The sequence below is a fragment of the Sphingomonas sp. 10B4 genome, from assembly GCF_035019905.1.
GTDB lineage: Bacteria > Pseudomonadota > Alphaproteobacteria > Sphingomonadales > Sphingomonadaceae > Sphingomonas > Sphingomonas glacialis.
Map to the genome: position 1 here is coordinate 1 of NZ_JASJVC010000104.1, position 8,626 is coordinate 8,626.

At 66.4% G+C, this 8,626-nt stretch carries 10 protein-coding genes; 1 reads left to right on the forward strand and 9 read right to left on the reverse strand.

Annotated elements, in window-relative coordinates:
* Window positions 1-49 precede the first annotated feature (49 nt).
* The 9 genes from QN347_RS17955 to QN347_RS17995 form a co-directional block, all read right to left on the reverse strand.
* Window positions 50-805 (reverse strand): phosphoadenylyl-sulfate reductase, encoded by a 756-nt coding sequence (locus tag QN347_RS17955; protein WP_322160301.1) that lies wholly within the window; start codon window positions 803-805, stop codon window positions 50-52.
* Complete coding sequence (locus QN347_RS17960; protein WP_322160299.1) at window positions 798-1,205, reverse strand: DUF934 domain-containing protein; 408 nt, start codon at window positions 1,203-1,205, stop codon at window positions 798-800. The genes QN347_RS17955 and QN347_RS17960 overlap by 8 nt, the downstream gene beginning before the upstream one ends.
* Window positions 1,198-2,829 carry a nitrite/sulfite reductase gene (locus QN347_RS17965; RefSeq protein ID WP_322160297.1) on the reverse strand — a complete coding sequence of 544 codons (1,632 nt, stop codon included), beginning with the start codon at window positions 2,827-2,829 and terminating at the stop codon, window positions 1,198-1,200. Before QN347_RS17965 ends, QN347_RS17960 begins: the two co-directional genes overlap by 8 nt.
* Before the next feature lies 1 nt (window position 2,830).
* A complete protein-coding gene (locus QN347_RS17970; RefSeq protein WP_133189805.1) occupies window positions 2,831-3,127 on the reverse strand; it encodes a DUF2849 domain-containing protein in 297 nt (98 codons plus the stop codon).
* The gene (cobA, locus tag QN347_RS17975) at window positions 3,124-3,912 is read right to left on the reverse strand and encodes a uroporphyrinogen-III C-methyltransferase (RefSeq protein WP_322160295.1); all 789 of its coding nucleotides are present in this window, start codon (window positions 3,910-3,912) and stop codon (window positions 3,124-3,126) included. Before cobA ends, QN347_RS17970 begins: the two co-directional genes overlap by 4 nt.
* A 92-nt stretch (window positions 3,913-4,004) precedes the next feature.
* A complete protein-coding gene (locus QN347_RS17980; protein WP_189675398.1) occupies window positions 4,005-4,166 on the reverse strand; it encodes a hypothetical protein in 162 nt (53 codons plus the stop codon).
* Window positions 4,167-4,240: 74 nt separating this feature from the next.
* Entirely contained in the window at window positions 4,241-4,696 is a 456-nt protein-coding gene (locus QN347_RS17985; RefSeq protein WP_322160293.1) for a GAF domain-containing protein, read from the reverse strand.
* Window positions 4,689-6,101: a succinylglutamate-semialdehyde dehydrogenase gene (astD, locus tag QN347_RS17990; RefSeq protein ID WP_133189799.1), complete on the reverse strand. Its 1,413-nt coding sequence runs from the start codon at window positions 6,099-6,101 to the stop codon at window positions 4,689-4,691. The genes QN347_RS17985 and astD overlap by 8 nt, the downstream gene beginning before the upstream one ends.
* A 190-nt stretch (window positions 6,102-6,291) precedes the next feature.
* Window positions 6,292-7,650 carry a protein adenylyltransferase SelO gene (locus QN347_RS17995; RefSeq protein WP_322160292.1) on the reverse strand — a complete coding sequence of 453 codons (1,359 nt, stop codon included), beginning with the start codon at window positions 7,648-7,650 and terminating at the stop codon, window positions 6,292-6,294.
* 70 nt (window positions 7,651-7,720) lie between these two features.
* On the opposite strand from QN347_RS17995, the gene QN347_RS18000 reads away from it, so the two are divergent.
* Window positions 7,721-8,581, forward strand: a complete 861-nt coding sequence (locus tag QN347_RS18000) for an alpha/beta hydrolase (RefSeq protein WP_322160291.1) — start codon at window positions 7,721-7,723, stop codon at window positions 8,579-8,581.
* Window positions 8,582-8,626: the final 45 nt, after the last annotated feature.

The following is an 8,626-nucleotide window of genomic DNA, read 5'->3' on the forward strand; positions in this document are numbered from 1 at the left end:
AGATGTGTATAAGAGACAGGTCTGCGTTCACTGCAGCGGGGTTATACGCCTAAAAAACCGGCTCCTCGCCCGGCTTCTCGGGCACGTGAATCCCGCACTCGACCTTCTCCCACCCGCGCCAGCGGCCCGAGCGCGGGTCTTCGCCGGGAAGCACCTTGCTCGTGCACGGCGCACAGCCGATCGAGGGATAGCCGTCGGCTTCGAGCGGGTGGCGCGGCAGCTTGTGCTCTTCGAAATAGGCGTCGAGCTTGGCCTTGTCCCACGCCGCGAGCGGGTTGAGCTTCAGCCGGCCCTCATCCTCCTCGAAGCGCGGCATCGCCTCGCGCGTGCCCGCCTGGAAGCCCTTGCGGCCCGAGATCCACGCGTCGAACGGCGCCAAAGCCCGCCGCAGCGGCTCGACCTTGCGCAGGTCGCAGCAACCATCGGGGTCGTAATTACAGCGCAAGCCCGTCGCATCCTTCGCCGCGAGCAGCCGCGGATCGGGGCGAAACACGCGCAGGTCGGTGAAGCCGAGCGTCTCGGAAAGTTCGTCGCGATACGCGAGCGTCGCACCGAAAATCTTTTGCGTGTTGAGGAAGATGACCGGAATGTCCTTGTCGACCTGCGAGATCAAGTGGAGCAGGACCGCGCTCTCCGCGCCGAACGACGAGACCGCCGCGACGCGCCCCTTGAGCTCTCCCGTCAGCAGCTCGCCCAGCATATCGCGCGTGTCGACGCCGGCGAAGCGCGCTTCCATCGCCGCGGCATCGGCGGGGGAGAAGGGCGCGACGTCGATCAGGTCGAGCTTGCGCAGCGCGTTACCCATGCCGCCGCGCCCAGATCGGCACGCGGCTGTCGGCGGCCTTCTGATAGACGTTCTCGTAGCGCTTGAGCGAAGCCTCGAGCGTTGCCGGGTCGATTTCCGATTCGGGCGCTAAGCTGTCGAAGCCGCAACGTTGCATCAGCGGCATCTGGTCGACCAGCACATCGCCCTGCGCGCGCAGTTCGCCGGTGTAGCCCGCCTCGCGCAAAATCCGCGCCGACGAATAGCCCCGCCCGTCGCGGAAGCTCGGGAAGCTCACCTCGATCAGCGCGATCCGGTCGAGATAGGGCAGCAGCGCGCGCGCATCGTCGCCCGCCTCGAGCCGCACCGCGGTCGCGTTGGTCTGCGAGTCGAGAAACGCGTCGAGCGTCACTGCGGGTTCGTCGTGCTGGTTCTCAACCATAAAGCGCTTCCTTGAACGGCTCCATGCCGATGCGGCGATAGGTATCGAGGAAGCGTTCGCCGCCCTCGCGCTGCGCCAGATAGACGGTGGTGACCTTTTCGACCGCGTCGACCACGCCGTCCTCGTCGAACCCCGGGCCGGTGATCTTGGCGAGGCTCACGTCCTCGGCGCCCGATCCGCCGAGCGAGAGCTGGTAATTTTCGACGCCCTTCTTGTCGACGCCGAGAATGCCGATGTGCCCGGCATGGTGATGCCCGCAGGCATTGATGCAGCCGCTGATCTTGACCTTCAACTCGCCGATGTCGCGCTGGCGGGCGGGATCCGCAAAGCGCTCGGTGATCTTCTGCGCGAGCGGGATCGAGCGCGCATTGGCGAGGCTGCAATAATCGAGGCCGGGGCAGGCGATGATGTCGCTGATCAGGTCGAGATTGGCGGGCGCGAGGCCGGCCGCGTCGAGCTGCTGCCAGATCGTGTAGAGATCGGCCTTGCGGACGTGCGGCAGGACGATGTTCTGCGCATGCGTCACGCGCAGTTCGTCGAAACTATAGCGCTCGGCAAGATCGGCCATGAGGTCGATCTGCTCGGCGGTCGCGTCGCCGGGGATGCCGCCGGTCGGCTTGAGGCTGATCGTGACGATCGCATAGCCCGGCTGCTTGTGCGCGGCGGTGTTCTGGTCGACCCAGACCGCGAAATCGGGGTCGCTGCGGTCGATCGCGTCCGCTGCATCCGCTTCGTACGCGGGGGGTGCGAAGAACGCGGTAATCCGGTCGAACTCGGCCTTGGGCGGATCGAGCCCGAGCGCCTTGACCGCGATGAACTCCTCCTCGACCTGGCGGCGATAGTCTTCGGGGCCGATCTCGTGGAGCAGGATCTTGATCCGCGCCTTGTAGATATTGTCGCGCCGACCGTAGCGATTGTAGACGCGCAGGCACGCCTCGAGATAGCTCAGCAGATCGTCGCTACCGACGAAATCGCGGATCTCATGGCTGATCATCGGCGTACGGCCCATGCCGCCACCGACGAAGATCTTGCCGCCGAGCTCGCCGTCACGGCGCACCATCTGGATGCCGATGTCGTGCAGCCGCATCGCCGCGCGATCCTCGTCGGCGCCGATCACCGCGATCTTGAACTTGCGCGGCAGATAGGTGAATTCGGGGTGGAAGGTGCTCCACTGGCGCAACAGCTCGGCCCACACGCGCGGATCGGTCACCTCGTCGGCGGCGGCGCCGGCGTACTGGTCCGACGAGATGTTGCGGATGCAATTGCCCGAGGTCTGGATCGCATGCATCTCGACCGTCGCGAGTTCGGCGAGGATGTCGGGCGCGTCCTCGAGCTTGATCCAGTTGAACTGGAGGTTCTGCCGTGTCGTGAAATGGCCATAGCCGCGATCGTATTTGCGCGCGACATGGGCTAGCATGTGCATCTGGCGGCTGTCGAGCGTGCCGTACGGGATCGCGACGCGCAGCATATAGGCGTGAAGCTGCAGATAGAGTCCGTTCATCAGCCGGAGCGGCTTGAACTGGTCCTCGGTGATCTGGCCCGCAAGGCGGCGCTTCACCTGGTCGCGGAACTCCTCGACGCGGGTGTCGACCATCTGCTGGTCGTATTGGTCGTATTTGTACATCTCAGATTACCCAGCTTCCAGCCATCGGATCGGCCGGCTTCAACGTCAGATCGGCGCGCACCGTAGGACCGAGCGCGCGGATGCGGTCCTTGATGTGCGCGGGGCGGGGGCCGTCGGCGGTGAGCGTCGCGTCGATCACATAGGGGACGTTGACGCGGCGCGCGCCCTGCTCGGCATGCGCGATGCTCTCGCCCTGGTCGGCGACGTCGCACGCATCCTCGATATGGCGCGACCAGCCCGAGCCGGTCCACCACACCACGTCGCCTGTCGGCAAATCATTCCCGGTCAACACTCTCACGCAACGGACTCCGCAATCTTGGCCCAGGCGCCGAGCTTATCCTCGGCGTCGGACAATTCGACGACTTCGCCGACGACGATGATCGCCGGGCTCGCCACTGTCTCGCGCGCGACCATCTGGCCGAGATCGGCGAGCAACGTCCGGATCGCGCGCGCGCCGCTGAGCGTCCCGCGCTCGAGCACCGCGACGGGCATTTCGGGGGCAACGCCATCGCGCATCAATTTGTCGGCGATGTCGTCGGCAGTGGCGACGCCCATGTAGATGACGAGCGTACGGCCCTTGCCGGCGAGCCCAGACCAGTCCTGGTCGGACAGCCCCTTGCACTGGCCCGCGACGAAGCTGACCGCGCTTGCATGGTTGCGATGGGTGAGCGGCAGCATCGCCTCAGCCGCGCAGCCGAGTGCCGCCGAGACGCCGGGGATCACCTCGACCGGCAGGCCGGCGGCGCGCACCGCTTCGACTTCCTCGCCGCCGCGCCCGAAGATAAACGAGTCGCCGCCCTTCAGGCGCACGACGACCGCGCCGGCCTTCGCCTGCGCGACGATCAGCGCGTTGATCGCCTCTTGCGGCAGCGTGTGGCGCGCGCGCCGCTTGGCGACCGAGATGCGCTGCGCGCTGGCGGGCGCGAGGTCGAGCACGCGCGGATCGATCAGCCCGTCATGCACCACGACATCGGCTTGGCCGAGTGCGGCAACCGCGCGGACGGTCAGCAAACCGGGGTCGCCGGGACCGGCGCCAACCAGGATAACGCGCCCGCGCGCGGTAGGATCGAGCAATATGGCCATCGTTGTCAGATGGGCTGGACCAGCGCGCGCTTCAATTCAAGCTTGCTTGGGGGCGGGGTAGCCAAACTTTTGCCGACCTCTCCGCTGGGGGATCACGCTTTGTCGTGCAACTCCTTGACGCGCCGCGCGAGTTTGGCGGCTTCGTCGATCAGCATCGCGGCGACTTCGGGCTCGCGTTCGCGAATCGCGATGGCCAGGCAGTTGTCCGACTCGAGTTTCAGTTTGCGCGCGCGGGGAGTGGGGCCATCGGCCACTTTGTCGTGTTTCACGCCAGGCCCAAAGCATTGGAACGCCTACGGTTCCACGGCTTTGCGACCAAAGGTGCCGCTCAGGCCAGCAACGCCCCGATTTCCGCGGCGAAGCGTTCGAACAGCGCCGCGATGGCCGGAGTGCCGATCGATCGGGGCTGCGGATCGATCGCGCACAGCGTCCCGAAGAATGTGCCGTCGGGCAGGCGAATCGGAAAGGAGATGTAGCTCTCGAACCCGTAGAGCATCGGCGTCGGATGCGTCCGCCAGTCGGGATTGCCCGACACCGTGTCGATGATGACGGCGCGCCCGCTTCCCCGGATCTCGTCGCAGATCGTGGTCTTCAGCGCGAGTTCCTCGCCCGCTTCGAGCCCGAACTCGATCCGGTCGACGACTTGGCAGGCGATCCACTGAGTATCGGTGACGCGCGCGACGGCGGCGAAGCCCATCGTGGTGATGTCGCAAATCCGCTCCAGCATCGCCGTGACCGCGGGATCCGCGCGCAACCGTTCGACGCGGAATGCGTCTTCACCCATCGCGTAACCCCACCCCGATGCTCGCGCGCGCCTGATCGGCTTCGCTCGATACCACAGGGTAGGCGCAATAGTCCGCCGCATAATAGGCACTCGGACGGTGGTTGCCCGACCAGCCGATGCCGCCAAACGGCGCCTTGGACGAGGCGCCGTTGGTCGGCTTGTTCCAGTTGACGATCCCGGCGCGCGCATTCGCCCAGAACTGGTCGTACAGCGCCGGATCCTGGCTGAGCAGCGACGCCGACAGGCCATAGCGCGTGTTGTTCGCCTCGGTGATCGCATCTTCGAAACTGGTCTTGCGGATCACCTGGAGGATCGGCCCGAACAGCTCGATATCGGGCCGGTCGTTCATCTCGGTCGTGTCGATCAGCGCGGGGCGCAGGAAGGGGCGGTTGGCGATCGGGCGTTCGAGATGCTGGATCGGACGACCGCCGCGCATCATCAGCTCGAGGAAACTCTCGGACAGCAGGTCGGCACTGTCATTGTCGATCACCGGGCCCATGAACGGCGCGGGATTGGCATGTGGCTCGTCGACGATGATCCGCTTCATCAGTTTGGTCACTTCGGCCATCAGCGGATCGTAGAGCTTCTGGTCGACGATCAGCCGGCGCGCGGCGGTGCAGCGCTGGCCGGCCGAGGTGAACGCCGATTGCACGACGACGACGGCAGCGGCGTGGAGATCGGGCGAATCCCACACGATGATCGGGTTGTTGCCGCCCATTTCGAGCGCGAGGATCTTCTCGGGGCGTGTCGCAAACGCGCGGTTGAGCGCAATGCCGGTGTGCGCCGAGCCAGTGAAGAGCAACCCGTCGATCCCGTCATGCGCGGCGAGCGCCTTGCCCTCGGCCGCGCCGCCGATCAACAGGCGCAGGCAGCCCTCGGGAATCCCGCCGGCATGGAAGCAGCCGACGAGGAATTCGCCCGTCGCGGGGGTCTTTTCCGACGGCTTGAACACCACCGCATTGCCCGCGAGCAGCGCGGGGATGATGTGCCCATTGGGCAGATGCGCCGGGAAATTGTACGGCCCGAGCACCGCGAGCACGCCGTGCGGCTTGTGGCGCAGCGCCATGCGGCTGCCCATCTGCGCCTCGAGCCGGCGCTGCGGGGTGCGTTCGGCATAAGCCGTCACTGAGATATCGACCTTGGCGATGACCGAATCGACCTCGGTATGCGCTTCCCACAGCGGCTTGCCGGTTTCGCGCGCGATAATGTCGGCAAAGGCGTCGGCGCGAGCGCGCACGACATTGGCGACGCGGCGCAGCGCCTCGACGCGATAGGCGAGCGGTTGCGCCGCCCAGCCAGCCCAGCTTGCGCGCGCGGCGGCGACTTCGGCATCGACATCGCCGATCGCGCCGCGCCAGAGCTCGGCCCCGGTGGCGGGTTCGTAGGAAAGGAGTTCTGACGACATTTATTGGGTCTTTGCCTGAGATTGCGATGGGAATCTACTCTTCTCCCGCTCCCCTTGTGGGAGAGGGAAGGGGCCCGCTCGCTTAGCGAGTGGGAAGGGTGAAGTGGACGTCGATGGCGCGGCCGCCGCTACACCCCCTCACCCTTCCGCGCCTGCGGGGCTCCCTCGCTCTCCCACAGGGGGAGAGGGGTTAGGCCAGCGCTTCGCCCATAGTGCGGATCTGCGTGACCTTGGCGTCGAACGGCGCCCAATCGTCGCGCTGGTCGATCGCCGCCCAGATCGCCTCGACCTCGTCGATCAGCATCGCGCACGGCTCGCCGTGCCAATAGCGATGGTCGCGGCTTTTTCGCGGCGCATACGGCTCGAGCGCAGCGCGCAGTTCGTCGAACGCCGCGCCGTCGGGCGCGAGGCCGCCGAACGCGTCGAAATAGAAACGGTCGATCCCCAGGCCGCTCGTGCGCAACCCGCGCTCGATCGTCTGGACGAGCGCGCGGTCGCTCGTCGGATCGCGCGGCACGACGCCGAGCCGCCACAGGATCGCTGCCGAGACGGCACTCTGATAGCGCTCGGCAAAGGTATCGAGCACCGCGATCAGCGGCTCGGCCTCGACCAAAGCCCGCAGCGAGATCGCGAGTTGCGTCGCGTTCCAATGGATCGCCTCGGGCTGGCGGCCGAAGGCGTAGAGCCCGGCATGGTCGAAATAGGCGGCGGTGAAGGCGGGGTCCCAGGTTGGCGCGAAACGCCAAGGGCCGTAGTCGAAGCTTTCGCCCGTCACATTGATGTTGTCGGTGTTGAGCACGCCGTGGACGAAGCCCGCCGCCATGTAGCTTGCGGCAAGCGTCGCGGTGCGATCGACCACCAGATCGAGCAAGCGGACTGGCGCATCTCCGCCCGGCTCCTCGCCATACAAGTTGCGCAGCACATAACCGACGAGCCGCTCCATCGCTTCGGCATCGCGCAGATAGGCGAGCCGCTGGAACGTGCCGATGCGGATATGCCCGTGGCTGAGCCGCACCATTACCGCCGAGCGGGTGGGCGAGGGCTCGTCACCGCGCTCGAGCGCTTCGCCGGTCTCGATCAGCGAGAAGGTCCGCGAGGTGTCGACGCCGAGCGCCTGCAGCATCTCGGTTGCGAGCACTTCGCGCATTCCGCCCTTGAGCGTGAGGCGTCCGTCGCCGAAGCGGCTCCACGGCGTCGTGCCCGAGCCCTTGGTGCCGAGGTCCATCAGCCGCCCATGATCGTCGCGTAGCTGCGCGAAGAGAAAGCCGCGACCATCGCCGATCTCGGGATTATAGTTGCGGAACTGGTGGCCGTGATAGCGCAGCGCGAGCGGCTGATCGAGGCTGCCGGGAAGCGGATCGAACCGCCCAAAATGCCGCAGCCAGTCGGTATCGCTCAACGCTTCGAGCCCGACCTGCGCCGCGGCGCGATCGTTGCGGAAGCGCAGCAGCGTCTGCGGAAAGGCGGCTGCGGCGACCGGATCGTAGAAGTCGTCGCCCAGTTCGAGGATGGTCGTTTCAGGCCGAGAGTCTTGCGGGGGGATGCTCATGCGTGGATATGGAGGGCGCCGACCGCCGGACGCAACCCCGTGAAATTGGCCCCAGGCTCAGGACCAGACCATGTCGCCTTATGAAAATCGATATTGGTGGTCGAAGGACGGCGTCCGGCTGCATTGCCGCGATTATCCGGGGCCAGCCGACCGCCCGCCGATCCTCTGTCTGCCCGGCCTGACGCGCAACGCGCGCGATTATGACGCGCTCGCGCGTCGGCTCTCGCCCGCGTGGCGCGTGATCGCGATCGATCTGCGCGGGCGCGGTGAGAGCGGCTATGCCAAGGATCCGATGAGCTATGTCCCGCTCAGCTACGTCCAGGATGTCGAGGCGCTGCTCGGCGAGCTCGGTGTCGATCGCTACGTCGCGTTTGGCACGTCGCTCGGCGGGATCGTGTCGATGCTGCTCGCCGGTACCGGGAATGAGAGTGTCGCGGGCGTGCTGCTCAACGATGTCGGGCCCGACATCATGGCCGAGGGCCTGTCGCGGATTCGCGGCTATGTCGGCAAGTCGAACACCTGGCCGACCTGGCTCCACGCCGCGCGCGCGGTCGCCGAGGCGAATGGCGACGTCTATACCGGCTTCACGCTCGAGGATTGGCTGGAAATGGCCAAGCGGTTGTACCGGCTCAACAGCGCGGGGCGGATCGTGCTCGATTACGACATGAAGATCGCCGAGCCGTTCCGCGTGCCCGGCAACGAAGCCGGCCCCGACATGTGGCGCGCGCTCGCGGTGCTGAAGGACGTGCCGACGCTGATCGTGCGCGGCGCCGCGTCGGACGTGCTCTCCGCGGCGACCGCAGAGAAAATGGTCGCGGCGCTCGACCATGGCGAGCTTGTCACGATCGACCAAGTCGGCCATGCGCCGAGCTTGAGCGAACCCGCCGCGGTGGCAGGAATCGATCGTCTATTGTCTCGGATCACGATCTAGTTTCCTCCCCTCCCTGGAAGGGAGGGGCTGCTGTCTCTTATACAC